Source organism: Pseudomonas sp. Con_6 (assembly GCF_059379395.1).
Map to the genome: position 1 here is coordinate 6,143,581 of NZ_CM182011.1, position 13,847 is coordinate 6,157,427.

Here is a 13,847-nt window from a genome sequence, read left to right on the forward strand (position 1 = left end):
ACATGCCAGCTCCGTTTGGCGGGTTGTCGACAACCCGCGCCTCCGCTCTGCCTCTCTCCGCCCTCTCCCGCGACCTTGCCCCAGGCCAGGCGCACCGCATTCCGGTACAGGTGTCATGCGCCGGAAGGCAATTGCCCGGCATGCTCGAGCTGCTCGACCCGCAGCGCTGCCAGATCGACCTGCAACAGGGCAGCTTCCCGGACGACTACAGTGTGGTCACGTTCAGCTACCGGCAGTCTCTGCATCGCCCGGCCCTGCCCGTCTCGCTGCAGGTCCTGGAAATCGGCTCCAGCCGTACCCGGCTGAACGCCAGCCTGCTCAGCCCGCACCCGGACTACCTGCCGCCGGATATGCCATGGGAGGACCCGGCCTTGACCGCCAGCGCCAGCAGCCCGGTGCTGTTCCGCCGGCGCTTCGCGATCGAACTGGGCCATCTGGACCCATACTGCGGAGAATTCCGCGTCATGCCCCATGACCCGGGCCTGCTGCCCGGCCTCGATCTGGAACTCACCTTCGAATGCCGCTGGAGCGGTACCTGCCGCGTATGCGTCCAGGTGACCGGCATCCACCAGCAGGACGAACAGCGCAGTTGCAGCTTCCGCGTGCTTGATCAGGCCTCGAGCCGGGCCTTGGCGCTGCTGCTGTTGTGCCAGCGCGAACGCTTCAGCTTCGACAGCCTGCCCGCCGTGCTACGCAAGTCGACGGCCATCGACCGCCTGCTGGCGGTGAATATCGTGAAGGCCGACGACCCCATGCTCCAGGTCCTGGAATGCCGCCTGGCTGCCAATCGTCACTACGGACGCCTGGGCGACGTGGAAAGCGCCTGGAGCCTGTGGGACGAGTTCGATCCGTACTCCATCCATGTCGCCGCCTCCCTCGGCGGCAAATGTGTCGGCTCCGGCCGCGTGGTGGTCAACGACGGCCATCGCGGACGCTGCGAGATCGAGGTGGCGACGCCGTTACCGACATGGCTGTGGGACGCCGGCTTCGTCGAGATGTCGCGGGTCGCGATACGTCCGGAGTACGCAGGGCACCGGGTGATGCTTGCGCTGTTGCGCGAGCTGGGGCGCATCACCCTGCACCTGCGCAGCCGCTACATCGTCCTCGATGCCATCGAAGTATTGGTGCCGATCTACGTGAAGCTCGGCGCGCGCTGCCTGCCCATCCACAAGAAGCATCCCTACAGCGGCGAGCGGGTACGGATCATGTACTTCGATGTCGGTCAGTTGCTCGCCAGCCTGGACCGTGGCCTGCTGCACTGGCTGTACGTATTCGGACCGACCATCGAGCACAGCATTACCCCGCACAACCTGCCGCAGGTGGCCAGGACCTTCCAGGTTCCCGCGCTGCACCTGCGCCTGAAACGGGGGGTGGCCAGTGTCTTCGGCAAGCTCCTTGGCTGACCCGACAAGGGTCAAGTGGTTCAGCTCACTGTTTTCGGCCTGCCTGTACGCCGGCTGGGTGGCGTACTCGGCGCGCGGCCAGGCTGTGGGGCAGATACTCCTGTCGGCTGCAGGGCAGTGGCTGCTCAGCTTCGCAGCGACCTTCGCCTTCTCCGCGTTGATCAATCGCCTGGTTGGCGACAGTCGGCGTTATCCGGCGGCCGCGGGGGCCGGCGCAACGGCGATGCTGCTGTATGCCGGTGCACTGTTCGGTGTTCACGGGCTGCTCGGTACACCGCATCCGCAGGCCACCCTGCTGCCGGTGCTGCTGCTCGCCGGCAGCTACGCCTTCGTCTTCGCCAGCCTGCAGGTGCGCCACAACCTGAGCCTGGCGACGTGAGCCCGCCGTGGCTGCTGCTGTTCCCGCTCGAACGGCTGGCGCTCGGCGAATACTGGGAATACCTGACGACGGCGGAACTGGGCCATGCGCAAAGTCTCTCCGGCCGTCACCTGGTACGCTTCATCAACGGCCGTATTGCCCTGCGCATCGCGGCCCGGGCGCTGCCCGGCGCGCAGGGCACAGCGCCGTCGATCAGCCGCGATGCCCTCGGGCGATTGTCGCTGGACGTCGGGGAAACGCTGTTCGTCAGCCTTGCGTATGGCACCACCACCGGGGTGGCGGCGCTGTCCCGGCAGCCGATCGGCATCGACTACGAGAGCGATCCGGCACCGGCCTTCTGGACCAGCGCGGCACGACGTTACTGCTGCCCTTGCGAGCAGCGCTGGCTGGCGGCCCGACCGGAGCGGCAGCGCGAAGAGGCGTTCGTCTGGCTGTGGACTCGCCGCGAAGCGGCCCTGAAGTACCTGGGCAGCGGCATTCGCGGCGAGTGCCGCTGCCTGTGCGACATGGCCCGCGATACCACTCAGCGCAGCTTCCGCCTGACCTCGCGGGAAGGCATCGGCACCCTGGTCAGCGGCGCGCCGCTGGACACCGTCGAAGTCCGGGGGATCGGCCTCGGCCTGCTCAGCCCGGACGACCTGTCGCTGAGCTGGCTCGACGCGCCAGGCGTCGGCCTACAACTGGATCAGCTGCATGGCTAACGCCTGCACCGCAGCAGCGCTGCGCGTGCTGACACCGAACTTGCGGCGGATATTCTTGAAGTGGAAGTCGATGCAGGCTTCGGAACGGTTGCAGATGTTGGAGATTTCCCAGTTGGTCTTGCCGATGGCGCTCCAGCGCAAGACCTCCTTCTCGCGCTTGGTCAGCTTGACCGTGCCCTGCGCCTGAAGAAAACCCAGCGCGCCCTGCAGCGCGCAGTCCTTGAGCAGCGACAGCATCGGCAGGTTGGCGCGAAAGGTCGCTGCGGCCCGGGTTTCGTCGTCGCCGCCACAGAAGATGTCCAGGGTGCCGGACTGCCCCTGCGGCCCGAGCAAGGCGAAGGTCATGCCATGCAGCTCACGCCCCGCCGCGCGCACGGGCCGCGCCCAGGTCACCGGCAGGATGCTCGGCGCACCATGAAAACGCGCGCCGTGTTCCAGGTCCGGATCAGTGTCGCCGAAGCACTCCGCGGCGCCCTCGGCGAAGCTGGCGATCTCCAGGACATGGCCGCCGGCACCCAGGCGCAAACGGAAATGGGCGAATCCCAACAACTGCAACTGCTCGTGGAGAGCGACCTGCCAGCCTTCATGGCTGCTGTCGGGGGCTGGGCGCGAAAGCGCTTCGATCAAGGCAAGATCCATCCTGGTGTCTCCGGTTCCCGGTTGTTCGTGAGGGGATGCGCGCTCAGCTGTTAACCAGCCAGATCGCCAGCGCTATCGCCAGCGCGCCCAGGCCTTGCACCCAGGACAGTTGCGTGCCGAGCACGCTGAACGAGAGCAGCACGGCGAACAGCGGCGCGAAAAACAGGAAGCCGCTGACCCGGGTGGCATTGCCCTGCTTCAAAGCCAGGAACCACAAGCCGAAAGAGCCGGTGGAGGCCGGAATCGCCAGCCACAGGAACCAACCCCATTGCGTCGCGCTGACGTCGGCGGGCCACTGCTCACCGGTGAAGCTGGCCGCCAGCAACACGAACAGCGAGCCGATGAACATCTGCCAGAAGCTCAACGACCAGTTGCCCAGCGACAACTGGCTGCGCTTGTTGACCAGTGTCGCCGCCGCCCAGCACAGGGCCGAGGCCAGCCCGCAGGCGAGGCCGCCGAGCATGGCCGGGTCACGACTGAGCAGGGCCTCCGGCCCGATCGCCAGGGCCACCCCGAGGATGCCCAGCAACAAGCCGCTAAACCGTGCCAGGCCCAGCCGCTCGGCGAACAGAACGCGGCTGGCCAGCGCCACCCACAGCGGGTTGGTGAACAGCAGGATGGCGGCGGCGGCGGCCGACAGGGTGCGCATGGCGAGGAACAGCAAGCTCATCACCGCGGCGGTCTGGGCCAGGCCGATGGCCATGACGGTCAGTACTTCCCGACCGCGCACGTCGCGCGGGAACAGACCGGCAAATAATGGGCGACCGTCCAGCAAGACCAGCGGCAGGGTCGCCAGCGCGGCGACGAAAAAGCGCCAGCCCACCAGCAGGAAGGGCGGGAAGCCCTGATCGAGGAGGATCTTGCCGGAAATGAAGCTCGAGCCCATGAGAAAGGTCGAGGCGAGCAGGGTCGTGATCAGAATCAGGCGCGTGTCCGCCTGGCGGGTATGCAATGCCATCCTTGGCGATCCTTGTCCTGGTGAGCCTTCACACAATGTCGATATGCAGGGCCGAGGGCTGCACGATCGGCAGTCCGGTCTTCAGCCAGCGGCGCAGCGCGCTCAGGTAGCCATGGGGCAGCGGCCGGCTCGGTGCGAAGGCAAAGACGCCATCGCCGTTGATCAAGGCCTGCCCCGCATGCAGGATCACGCTTTGCCCTTGCGCCAGCAGCAGGTCGCGGCCATGCCAGCTGATCCAGTGGGTGCCGCTGATCGAGCGCGCCAGGATCGGCCTCCTCACCTCCAGCGACAACAACTGGGCGCGGGTCAGGGTCACCTGCATCCCGTCGTGGTCGAACTCGGAAACCGGGGTGATCACCGACCCCGATGATGTCCAGGCAACTCTCATCGCACACCTCCTGCTTCACCCAAGCACACCAGCCTTCACGATCACCCCTTAGCTGCACTTACAATATTAGGTTTTAGAAAGCCATAATATTTATAATTTTTTCCGGTTAATGTAAGGATCGCTAACATGTCACTGATCCCTCCGCTCAGCAGCCTGCGCAGCTTCGAAGCGGTCGCGCGCCTGGGCAGCGTGACCCTGGCGGCGCAGGAACTCCACGTCACCCACTCGGCGATCAGCCAGCAGCTCAAGTCCCTCGAGGAAATGCTCGGGGTGGGGCTGTTCATCCGCGACGGGCGAACCCTGCAGGTCAGCGAGGACGGCCGCCTCTACGCCTTGCAGGTGCGCGAAACCCTCAGTGCGCTGGTCGAAGCCACCCGTCAGATCAAGACGCAACCCCGGGACACGGAGCTGGTGGTAGCGGTGATGCCGTCGTTCGGCCACTCCTGGTTGCTGCCGCGGATCGAGCGTTTTCTCGAACGTCATCCTGGCTTCTCGGTCCGCCTGCAGGCGAGCCTGAGCCTGTCCAACCTGGCCCAGGAAACCATCGACCTGGGCGTGCGCATGGGTCGCGGCGACTGGCCGGGCCTGGAAAAGCGCCTGATGTTCCACGACGATCTGGTGGTGGTAGCGTCCCCGGGCTTCCGCGATGGCGACCTGCCGCGAACCCCGCAGGAAATCGTCAGCAGCCGGATCATCTTCACCATGGACCCCTGGCAACCCTGGTGCCAGGCGGCGGGACTGGCGACCGAGGTGCCGCGCAGCGGCCTGTGCAGCAACGACTCGAACCTGGTTCTCGAAGCCGTGCGCCTGCGCCAAGGCATCGCCCTGCTGCGGCGCAGCCTGGTCCACGAAGCCATCCGCCGCGGCGAGCTGGTGCAACTGAGCGAGTATGTGACGCCGTACAACTACCCCTACTGGCTGGTCCTGCCCGAGCGTGAGCGTCCCGGGGTGAAGCGCCACCTGTTCGTCGCCTGGCTGTTCGAGGAGGTCGAACGCTACCAGCGCGAGATTGCCTGAGATCGCCATTGAGCGGCCTCGACCGGGCGCTGGATACGTCGAGGACATGGCATGAAAGAGGCCGGCAGATGGTGTCTGGAAGAAGGACTGGATCGTCAAGGACAGTGACGTGATGCACTTGCGCTTCAGCGTCTGGAGCCAACGCTTCAGACAGACCAGCACCACTCCGGTTTTTTTGCACATCCCTCCGGCTTTTCTGCCCGTACTCCCCTACCACCGCCCTGCCTATACTCGGCCAGACCCGCATCGCCCCCATAACAACAATCAAGGGCCGCCTGCCATGAACGAACGTCATGCCTTCCTCGCTGCACGCGACTTCCTGCTTGAGCACCGCACCGACTACGCCATCGCCGCCCGTGATTTCCGCTGGCCACAGCTGGACGAATTCAACTGGGCGCTGGACTATTTCGACGACATGGCCCGCGACAACGCAGCCACGGCCCTGTGGATAGTCGAGGAAGACGGCAGCGAGCGCCGCTACAGCTTCGAAGACCTGGCGCAGCGCTCCAACCGCGTTGCCAACCACCTGCGCGACCTCGGCGTGAAGCGCGGCGACAGGGTGCTGCTGATGCTCGGCAACCATATCGCCCTGTGGGAAACCATGCTCGCCGCGTTCAAGCTCGGCGCGGTGGTGATCCCCGCCACCGCCCTGCTCACCGCCGACGACCTGCGTGATCGCCTGGAGCGTGGCCAGGTGCGCCATCTGGTGGTGGGCAGCGGACATGTGGACAAGTTCGCCGGCCTGGCCGAGGGCTGCACGCGCATCAGCGTCGGCCCGCCGGTAGAGGACTGGATCGATCACGAAGCCGCTCGTGAACACTCCAGCATATTCAACGTCGACGGTGCGACGCGCGCCAGCGACCCGATGCTGCTCTACTTCACCTCCGGCACCACGTCCAAGCCGAAGATGGTCCTGCATAGCCACCAGAGCTACCCGGTCGGGCACCTGTCGACCATGTACTGGATCGGCCTGCAACCCGGCGACCTGCACCTGAACATTTCCTCGCCAGGCTGGGCCAAGCACGCCTGGAGCTGCTTCTTCGCGCCGTGGAACGCCGGCGCCTGCATTTTTATCCACAACACCTCGCGCTTCAGCGCCGCCGCCTTGCTGCGGGTGCTGGAGCAGTATGGCGTGACCAGCCTGTGCGCGCCGCCCACCGTGTGGCGCATGCTGATCCAGGAAGACCTGGCGAGCTATCGTGATCGCCTGCGCCTACGCGAACTGGTGGGTGCCGGCGAGCCGCTGAACCCGGAGATCATCGAACAGATCCAGCACGCCTGGGGCCTCGACCTGCGCGACGGCTTCGGCCAGTCGGAAACCACCGCGCTGGTTGGCAACACCCCCGGCCAGCCGCTCAAGCCCGGGTCCATGGGCCGTCCCCTGCCCGGCTACCAGGTGACCCTGCTCGACCCCGACGGCCAGCCCGCCGACGAAGGCGAAGTCGCTCTACCGCTGGAGCCACACCCGCTGGGCCTGATGCTGCGCTACGAGGACAGCCCGGAGAAAACCACCGAGGTGATGCGCGACGGCTACTACCGCACCGGCGACACCGCGCAGATCGATGACGATGGCTACATCACCTTCGTCGGGCGCGCTGACGACGTATTCAAGGCCTCGGACTACCGCATCAGCCCGTTCGAGCTGGAAAGCGCGCTGATCGAGCATCCGGCGGTGATGGAGGTGGCGGTGGTGCCCAGTCCCGACCCCGTGCGCCTGGCAGTACCCAAGGCGTTTCTGATCCTCGCCCACGACCAGCGGGGCAACGCCGAACTGGCCCGCGAGATCCTCGCCTTCGCCCGCGACAACCTCGCGCCGTACAAGCGGGTGCGGCGTATCGAGTTCGTGGTGGAGTTGCCCAAGACCATCTCCGGGAAGATAAGGCGGGTGGAATTGCGGCAGATGGAGGTGGTGCGGCGGCAGGGGGACGGGCGTGGGGAATGGGAGTACTTCGAGGAGGATTTCATTCAAATCGGCAAGTGAGCTTTGGGGCCGCTATCGCGGCCCAGTCACTCCCCAAGGATTTCTTCGAGAAACGCCACGAACGCCCGGATCCGGCTCGACTCCCGGTGCCCCGGCAGGTACAGCACGTTGATCCCACAGCTGGCACTGCCGGGATTCGCCTCGAACCCCTCCAGCACCCGCACCAGCCGCCCCTGGCGCACATCCTCGGCCACCAGCCAGTCGGCCAGCAGCGCCAGCCCGCCATCGGCCAGCGCGGCCTCACGCAAGACATCGGCATTGTTGCTGTACAGCCGCCCATGGACATTCACCGGGATGCTGTCGCCACCTTCGCGAAATACCCAGTTCTGCAACGACGGTCCATAGTCGAACACCAGGCATTGATGCTCCAGCAACTCCAGCGGATGCAGCGGGATCGCACCGTGCGCGAGGTACCCCGGACTCGCTACCACCCAGCGCTGGAAGCGACCGATGGGCTTGCTGATGATGTCGTCGCTGGCCAGGGTCGAGCCGAGACGCACGCACAGGTCGATGCGCTCCTTGGCCAGGTCGGTCATCTGGTCACTGAGGTGAAGACTGATATCCAGCTCGGGATGCTGTGCCAGCAATCGCCCCAGATGGGGTGCGATCACTCGGCGGCCGAACTCCACCGGCACGCAGACCCGAAGCCGCCCCTTCGCTTCGAGGCCGCGGTCGAACACCGCGCCATCGGCCTCGGCCAGGGCATCGAGGATGGCTATGGCCTTGTCGTAGTAGTCCTGGCCCACCACCGTCGGGCTGCTGTGGCGGGTGGTGCGGTTGAGCAGGGTCGTGCCCAGCTCGGCCTCCAGCGCCGCGACCTGGCGGGTCACCGACGACGTCGCCACACCGAGCTTGCGCGCGGCGGCGGAGTAACCACCGCAACGCACGGTTTCAACGAACATGCTCAACGCCTGTAACTTATCCACAGCCCGGCCCTCGGCAGCTTGAATTCCTGGCCGGTGAGTGTGAACGAAAGCGGCGCCGCGCGCTTGCATCGCCGTGCTCAGCCGCGCGGACGGAAGACGAACAGGGCCAGGGCCGCGGCCGGCGGCAAGGCCGACAGGCAGGCGAACATTTCCCAGCCCGCCTGCTCGTACAGTGGGCTTGCGATCAGCGAGCCGAGGGCGCCACCAACGAAGATGCTGGTCATATACACCGCATTGAGGCGCGCCCGGCTATGCGGGTCAAGGGCGTAGACCTCGCGCTGTCCAAGCACCATGTTCAGTTGCACGGCGAAGTCCAGGGCCACCGCGGTGACCACCATCCACAACCAGCCGGCACCCTGTAGCGAGCCGGCGATCAGTGCCAACGGTGCCAGCACCAACGCCGCCGCAGTACTGCGTACAGCATGCCCGGCATCGGCCAGACGCCCGGCGATCGGTGCGGCGACCGCCCCCACCGCGCCCACCAGCGCGAAGATCGCCACCTCGCCCTGGCTGAAGCCGTAATGGCGCACCAGCTCGATCGGGGCGATGGTCCAGAAACTGCTGAAACTGGCGAACAGCAGGCCTTGGTACAGCGAGCGTTCACGCAACAGCGGATAGCGCCGCGCCAAGGCGAACACCGAGGCGATCAGCGCCGGGTAGCTGGCGCGATGCGCGGGCAGCCGGTGCGGCAGGAGCAGGCCCATCACCACCGCCATCACAGTCATCAGACCGGCAGCGCCAAAGAACACGCCGCGCCAGCCAAAGACTTCGGCGAGCGTGCTGGACAGCGGGCGTGACAGCAGGATGCCCAACAGCAAACCGCTCATGATATTGCCGACCACCCGGCCACGGCTGGCCTCCGGCGCCATGTGCGCGGCCAGCGGCACGAGGATCTGCACCGCCACCGAGGTCAGGCCGATCAGCAGCGAGCTGACCAGGAACAGCGAAGGCGTCGTGCTCAAGGCCGCAGCCGCCATGCACACCGCCGCCGCCAGGGTGAAGCCCACCAGCAGGCGGCGGTTCTCCAACAGGTCGGCCAGTGGTACCAGGAACAGCAGGCCCAGCGCGTAGCCGAACTGGGTCAGCGAGACGATCAGGCTGGCGCTGTGGCTGGACAGGCCGATGCTCGGCGCGATCAGCTCGACGATCGGCTGGGCGTAATACAGGTTGGCGACCACCGCGCCACAGCAAAGGGCGAGGAAGAACACCAGGGATGTGGATAAAACCGGAGTCGCATGCGCTGCGCGGGAGTCGATAGCAGCGGGAGAACCAGGAGACATGGCGAACCTCATCGAATGGGCTGAACGGAATAGCGCCAGACTAGGGGGCCGTGCGATCGCGGGGAATCCGCTCGCAAGGCAAAACAGCGGTGCGTGATTCGCAAAGCCGGGGCTGCTGTGCAGCCATTTGCGAGCAAGCTCGCTCCCACAAAAAAGGTTCATCACGGTATATTGGGAAACTTGGGGGTTGAATGTTCGGTGTCGGTGTCGCGAGCTTATCCATTGCAGGCGGTGACGCCACCGGCCCCTTCCGCCTCTACGGCGGGTCCATTTTGTTGCGGCAAAATGGACGAAAACCGCCCGCTCCCACAGCCGGCCCTGCGCTTCGCTCCGGGTCCCCTCCTTCCGGCGCCTTGCGTGGGCCCGCGGCCTACGACTTGCTTCGCAAGTCTTCACCTCGCGCTTCGGCTTCGCCGAAAGGTGCTGCGCACCTGCCCCCGCAAGACACCTCCACTCGGCCGGCTGAGGTCGCAACTTGCGGCGTCTGAACCTTCGCGCACTAAGAGCAAAAGCAAGAGCGCGGCGTCTTGTTATGTTGGGCTACCGATGCCGATCTTGTTTCCACCCGTAACTCGCGACGTCAGGCGCCGGAGGGAGGGGACCCGCAGCGCAGGGCCGGATGCAGGAGCAAGCGGTTTTCGTCTATTTTGCCAAGACAAAATGGACCCGCCGTAGAGGCGGAAGGGGCTGGTGGCGTCACCGCCCGCAATGGATAAGCTCGCGATACCGATACCGCCACTAAACCCAAAGCTTCCCGGTATTCCGTGATGAACCACAAAAAAGCCCCCACAACCTGTGGAGGCCCTTCTTGTGGAAGCCCTTGCTCGCAAAGCGGCCCCGGCTATCTCAAACTCAACGATAACGTTCCAGCCAGTGCGCATAAGGCGCCGGCAACGTCCAGGAAGCCTTGTCCACCCCCAGCTCCTTGGCCGCGAAATACGCCCAATGCGGATCGGCCAGATGCGCACGCCCTACCGAAACGATATCCAGCTGCCGCGAGCTGACCGCTTCTTCCGCCAGTTGCGGCGTACCGAAGCCCCAGGCCGAGGTCACCGGAATACCGGCTTCATCACGCACACGACGCGACACTTCACCCAGGAACGCCGGGCCCCACGGAATGTTGGTTTCAGCGATGGTGAAACCGACACTGACGCTCAGCAGGTCCAGGCCACCGGCCTTGAAACGACGGGCCAGCTCGATGGATTCGGCGAGGGTCTGCTCGTCGCGGCCGTCGTACTCGATCACGCCAAAACGCGCAGTCAGCGGCAGATGCTCCGGCCACACTTCACGCACGGCGGCGAGGGTTTCCAGGAGGAAGCGGCTGCGGTTGTCGAAGCTGCCGCCGTAGGCGTCGGTGCGCTGGTTGCTGTGCTCGGAGAAGAAGCTCTGGCCCAGGTAGCCGTGGGCGAAATGCAGCTCGATCCACTCGAAGCCGGCGTCACGGGCACGACGCGCGGCATCGACGAAGTCCTGACGGACCCGGGCGATGTCGTCGAGAGTCATTTCACGCGGGGTTTTCGGCAGGTGGTGACCGAAAGGAATCGCCGACGGCGCGAGGGTCTGCCAGCCGCGCGGATCGCTTTCCGGGATATGGTCGTCGCCGTCCCACGGACGGTTGGCGCTGGCCTTGCGCCCGGCGTGGGCGATCTGGATGCCCGGTACCGAACCCGCCGCCTTGATCGCCTTGACCACCGGTACGAAGGCCTGGGCATGGGCGTCGCTCCAGATGCCGGTGCAGTTCGGCGTGATGCGGCCTTCAGGTGCGACCGCGGTGGCCTCGACTACCACCAGGCCAGCACCGCCACGGGCCATGCCGGCGTAATGCACCTGGTGCCAGTCGTTGACGATGCCGTCTTCGGCCATGTACTGGCACATCGGCGGAATGGCGATGCGATTGCGCAGGGTGACGTCTTTCAGGGTAAAGGGCTGGAACAGTGCAGTCATAGGGAAACGTCCTACAGTAGAGATACGATTGTTCGATAGTATTCGAACTTTGGCATTTAGAGAAGCCTCCGGTATCATTCGGCCCATGCGTGCCTATAAACACCCCGAACCTCAAGACTTCGTCCTCGAACGCGTGCTTTATGCGCTGAGCGATCCTGTGCGCATGGAAATCGTCCGCTGCCTTGCCAGTGTGGCCGAGGCCAGTTGTGGCGAGCTGGACGGGGGGCGACCGAAGTCGAGCATGTCCCATCACTTCCGTGTATTGCGCGATGCCGGGCTGGTGCAGACCCGTGCGGTGGGGACCACGCACATGAATTCGCTGCGGACCGAGGCGCTGGACGGGCGCTTCCCGGGGTTGATCGGGGCGATTCTGCAGCACGTGTGAAATTCGTCTTGAGAGGTGCTGCGGCACCTCTTCGTCACGGCTAGCCTGCAAGGCCATCCCACTGACCCGGGATACCTGATATTTATGCCGGTAGACACTCCACCTGAAGCGCTCACACTGAACACCTGACCTCTTGCGCATTGGGCAGATCATCCGCATCAGTCAGCCCGCCCCCCAGGCCCGTGCAAGGCGTTCAAGATGCCCCAGTTCATCTACATCGTTCATGCCGAAAAAAGCGCCACAAAACGGAAAAGGTCCTGCTGATCGCCGACCGAGAGGAAGACGCGCAAAAGCAGGCCAGAGCCCTCTACGACTATCCCGTGCGGCTCGAGCGCTTCGACCCGCTCTTGCATCCCGGCTGGGACATCATGCGTCAGGTGCAAGTCAGCGGTCGTGCCACCGTTGCCCATCCCTTACTCGGTACCTGTCATTTCTGCCAGCTAGACATCTCGCCCGAGACGCGCAGACTGGTGCCGGGGTCATTGCGCGAGTGATGGCTAATCGGCGCTGACCTATTCGTCCACTCAGGCAAATGCAAGGAGTTCAAAATGGCAGAGTTCGGTTACGTAGCCTATGCATCTGACGGCAGCCACAACACCAAGTCGACCAAGTCGGATGTCGTGAATGCGGCCGACAGGAAGGAGGCGGAAAAGCTCATCAGGGCCAGATACAACTACCCCGTAAGAATCGTGTTCGATGAAGACATGTTTGCCGAGCTAGGACTCGGTCGGCCCATGTTCCCAAAGGGCGAATAGACCGAACCCCTTGAGAAACACCGCGATGAATAGCCGGCAATCCGTCTATTCATCGCGGTGTTACCAAGCCAAGAAACTGTCGCATTCCGCCACGAAAATTCACCTATCTCCGACTTTCTTGTAGGCAATTTCCCAAGCATACTCCCCGACCCCGCCTGACGGTTGCGTCCCAGGGAAACGGCACCTAGTCTTCGCCGGTCGTTGCCAAATCAACGACCTCGGATTAGCAGTCCGCGTTGGGATTATCGCCAGCAATCTTTATGGCGGCTGTGCGTGTGGGCACCTTCGGGTGCGCCGAGTCCCAATGTTCGGTCTGCTACCCACGTACAGCCGCCACCCATCGTATAGCAGCGACTGGTGGAGACTCCTGCCAGTTCAGCGTCATTGGGAGTTGCACCATGAAAAAAATCGTCCCCGATCCCCCCCAATCCTCTGCACCCGTCCCGACCTGCCCCCTGCCGAAGCGCTGAGGTATGCCGAGGAGTACCTCAGGGGCGCCATCTGCGGGTTGAAGCTGCTGCCCGAGCAAGCGCTTTCGGGCAATCAGCCCCTGCTCAGCGATGTCCTTCTCGACCTGAAAATCTGCAAGGCCATGTTGACGGTCGCGATGACCGGCACGACGGAAGGCGTACCGATTCAATAACAACCGACGCCAACGCCGACTTCAGAGAATCGGCGTTGGCGTACTACCGGACAAACTCTTCACCAGGCTCCCCCTGAAACAGCCGACTCTCGGATACCTGATATTTCTGCCAGCAGACAGCCGGACGCGAAGCGTCACCATGAAAGCCTGGCCACCAGGAACCACCGGGCCGCGCATCCACTAACGCGCGCACACCGTCAAGGACACCATCAGCGCCGCCGATCGCGACGAAGCGGAAAAAAGATCAGGGCCAAGCATGCCTGGCCAGTGAGAAACGAGTGGCCCGAATCGAGCTCGACAGCGTTCAGCGTTATCACACCTCCCAAGCCCTCGACCCCAGCAGATTCGGGCCTTTTTACGCCCCTTGGGTCCTCGTGCACCGGGGACGAAGCAAAGGTCGAAGCAGCCATCAAGGACATCGAAAAGGCTCTCAAAGACTAACCAGCCC

General features: G+C 64.6%; 14 protein-coding genes. 8 read left to right on the forward strand and 6 right to left on the reverse strand.

All coding sequences use genetic code 11. The features are described 5' to 3' along the window. Window positions 1-2: 2 nt before the first annotated feature. Genes AC5QPF_RS27805 through AC5QPF_RS27815 form a run of 3 tightly spaced genes read left to right on the forward strand, consistent with a single transcriptional unit; the run spans window position 3 to window position 2,483 of the window. A complete protein-coding gene (locus AC5QPF_RS27805) occupies window positions 3-1,403 on the forward strand; it encodes a GNAT family N-acetyltransferase (RefSeq protein ID WP_494960823.1) in 1,401 nt (466 codons plus the stop codon). Further along, a complete protein-coding gene (locus AC5QPF_RS27810) occupies window positions 1,396-1,782 on the forward strand; it encodes a hypothetical protein (protein WP_494960824.1) in 387 nt (128 codons plus the stop codon). The genes AC5QPF_RS27805 and AC5QPF_RS27810 overlap by 8 nt, the downstream gene beginning before the upstream one ends. Then, complete coding sequence (locus AC5QPF_RS27815; protein WP_494960825.1) at window positions 1,779-2,483, forward strand: 4'-phosphopantetheinyl transferase superfamily protein; 705 nt, start codon at window positions 1,779-1,781, stop codon at window positions 2,481-2,483. The genes AC5QPF_RS27810 and AC5QPF_RS27815 overlap by 4 nt, the downstream gene beginning before the upstream one ends. Here the strand turns inward: AC5QPF_RS27815 and AC5QPF_RS27820 are convergent. The 3 genes from AC5QPF_RS27820 to AC5QPF_RS27830 are packed head-to-tail and all read right to left on the reverse strand — an operon-like array spanning window position 2,457 to window position 4,468. Beyond that, window positions 2,457-3,122, reverse strand: coding sequence for a LuxR C-terminal-related transcriptional regulator (locus AC5QPF_RS27820; protein WP_494960826.1), 666 nt, complete (start codon window positions 3,120-3,122; stop codon window positions 2,457-2,459). The two genes, AC5QPF_RS27815 and AC5QPF_RS27820, sit on opposite strands and share 27 nt — an antisense overlap. A 43-nt stretch (window positions 3,123-3,165) precedes the next feature. Next, the gene (locus AC5QPF_RS27825) at window positions 3,166-4,080 is read right to left on the reverse strand and encodes an EamA family transporter (RefSeq protein WP_494960827.1); all 915 of its coding nucleotides are present in this window, start codon (window positions 4,078-4,080) and stop codon (window positions 3,166-3,168) included. Between the two features lie 28 nt (window positions 4,081-4,108). Continuing rightward, the gene (locus tag AC5QPF_RS27830; protein WP_494960828.1) at window positions 4,109-4,468 is read right to left on the reverse strand and encodes a Rossmann-fold NAD(P)-binding domain-containing protein; all 360 of its coding nucleotides are present in this window, start codon (window positions 4,466-4,468) and stop codon (window positions 4,109-4,111) included. 126 nt (window positions 4,469-4,594) lie between these two features. Here AC5QPF_RS27830 and AC5QPF_RS27835 point away from each other — a divergent pair, with 126 nt between their 5' ends. Next, the gene (locus tag AC5QPF_RS27835; RefSeq protein WP_494960829.1) at window positions 4,595-5,485 is read left to right on the forward strand and encodes a LysR substrate-binding domain-containing protein; all 891 of its coding nucleotides are present in this window, start codon (window positions 4,595-4,597) and stop codon (window positions 5,483-5,485) included. A 280-nt stretch (window positions 5,486-5,765) separates the two neighbouring features. Further along, window positions 5,766-7,466, forward strand: a complete 1,701-nt coding sequence (locus AC5QPF_RS27840; RefSeq protein ID WP_494960830.1) for an AMP-binding protein — start codon at window positions 5,766-5,768, stop codon at window positions 7,464-7,466. 26 nt (window positions 7,467-7,492) lie between these two features. Here AC5QPF_RS27840 and AC5QPF_RS27845 read toward each other — a convergent pair whose 3' ends face one another. The 3 genes from AC5QPF_RS27845 to AC5QPF_RS27855 all read right to left on the reverse strand — a co-directional run bounded on the left by AC5QPF_RS27845 (window position 7,493) and on the right by AC5QPF_RS27855 (window position 11,616). Next, window positions 7,493-8,392: a LysR substrate-binding domain-containing protein gene (locus AC5QPF_RS27845; protein WP_494960831.1), complete on the reverse strand. Its 900-nt coding sequence runs from the start codon at window positions 8,390-8,392 to the stop codon at window positions 7,493-7,495. A 77-nt stretch (window positions 8,393-8,469) separates the two neighbouring features. Continuing rightward, the gene (locus AC5QPF_RS27850) at window positions 8,470-9,672 is read right to left on the reverse strand and encodes an MFS transporter (RefSeq protein WP_494960832.1); all 1,203 of its coding nucleotides are present in this window, start codon (window positions 9,670-9,672) and stop codon (window positions 8,470-8,472) included. A gap of 852 nt (window positions 9,673-10,524) precedes the next feature. Beyond that, window positions 10,525-11,616 (reverse strand): oxidoreductase, encoded by a 1,092-nt coding sequence (locus tag AC5QPF_RS27855; protein WP_494960833.1) that lies wholly within the window; start codon window positions 11,614-11,616, stop codon window positions 10,525-10,527. An 85-nt stretch (window positions 11,617-11,701) separates the two neighbouring features. Here AC5QPF_RS27855 and AC5QPF_RS27860 point away from each other — a divergent pair, with 85 nt between their 5' ends. From AC5QPF_RS27860 to AC5QPF_RS27870, 3 genes are all read left to right on the forward strand, one after another. Further along, window positions 11,702-12,001 carry an ArsR/SmtB family transcription factor gene (locus tag AC5QPF_RS27860; RefSeq protein WP_330073849.1) on the forward strand — a complete coding sequence of 100 codons (300 nt, stop codon included), beginning with the start codon at window positions 11,702-11,704 and terminating at the stop codon, window positions 11,999-12,001. Window positions 12,002-12,549: 548 nt separating this feature from the next. Beyond that, a complete protein-coding gene (locus tag AC5QPF_RS27865) occupies window positions 12,550-12,756 on the forward strand; it encodes a hypothetical protein (protein ID WP_494960834.1) in 207 nt (68 codons plus the stop codon). A 508-nt stretch (window positions 12,757-13,264) separates the two neighbouring features. After that, the gene (locus tag AC5QPF_RS27870; RefSeq protein ID WP_494960835.1) at window positions 13,265-13,399 is read left to right on the forward strand and encodes a hypothetical protein; all 135 of its coding nucleotides are present in this window, start codon (window positions 13,265-13,267) and stop codon (window positions 13,397-13,399) included. Window positions 13,400-13,847 lie beyond the last annotated feature (448 nt).

Coding starts and splice junctions, on each gene's coding strand:
- AC5QPF_RS27805 (WP_494960823.1), top strand. CDS start 3: ATGCCAGCTCCGTTTGGCGGGTTGTCGACAACCCGCGCCTCCGCTCTG.
- AC5QPF_RS27820 (WP_494960826.1), bottom strand. CDS start 3,122: ATGGATCTTGCCTTGATCGAAGCGCTTTCGCGCCCAGCCCCCGACAGC.
- AC5QPF_RS27825 (WP_494960827.1), bottom strand. CDS start 4,080: ATGGCATTGCATACCCGCCAGGCGGACACGCGCCTGATTCTGATCACG.
- AC5QPF_RS27830 (WP_494960828.1), bottom strand. CDS start 4,468: ATGAGAGTTGCCTGGACATCATCGGGGTCGGTGATCACCCCGGTTTCC.
- AC5QPF_RS27835 (WP_494960829.1), top strand. CDS start 4,595: ATGTCACTGATCCCTCCGCTCAGCAGCCTGCGCAGCTTCGAAGCGGTC.
- AC5QPF_RS27840 (WP_494960830.1), top strand. CDS start 5,766: ATGAACGAACGTCATGCCTTCCTCGCTGCACGCGACTTCCTGCTTGAG.
- AC5QPF_RS27850 (WP_494960832.1), bottom strand. CDS start 9,672: ATGTCTCCTGGTTCTCCCGCTGCTATCGACTCCCGCGCAGCGCATGCG.
- AC5QPF_RS27855 (WP_494960833.1), bottom strand. CDS start 11,616: ATGACTGCACTGTTCCAGCCCTTTACCCTGAAAGACGTCACCCTGCGC.
- AC5QPF_RS27860 (WP_330073849.1), top strand. CDS start 11,702: ATGCGTGCCTATAAACACCCCGAACCTCAAGACTTCGTCCTCGAACGC.
- AC5QPF_RS27865 (WP_494960834.1), top strand. CDS start 12,550: ATGGCAGAGTTCGGTTACGTAGCCTATGCATCTGACGGCAGCCACAAC.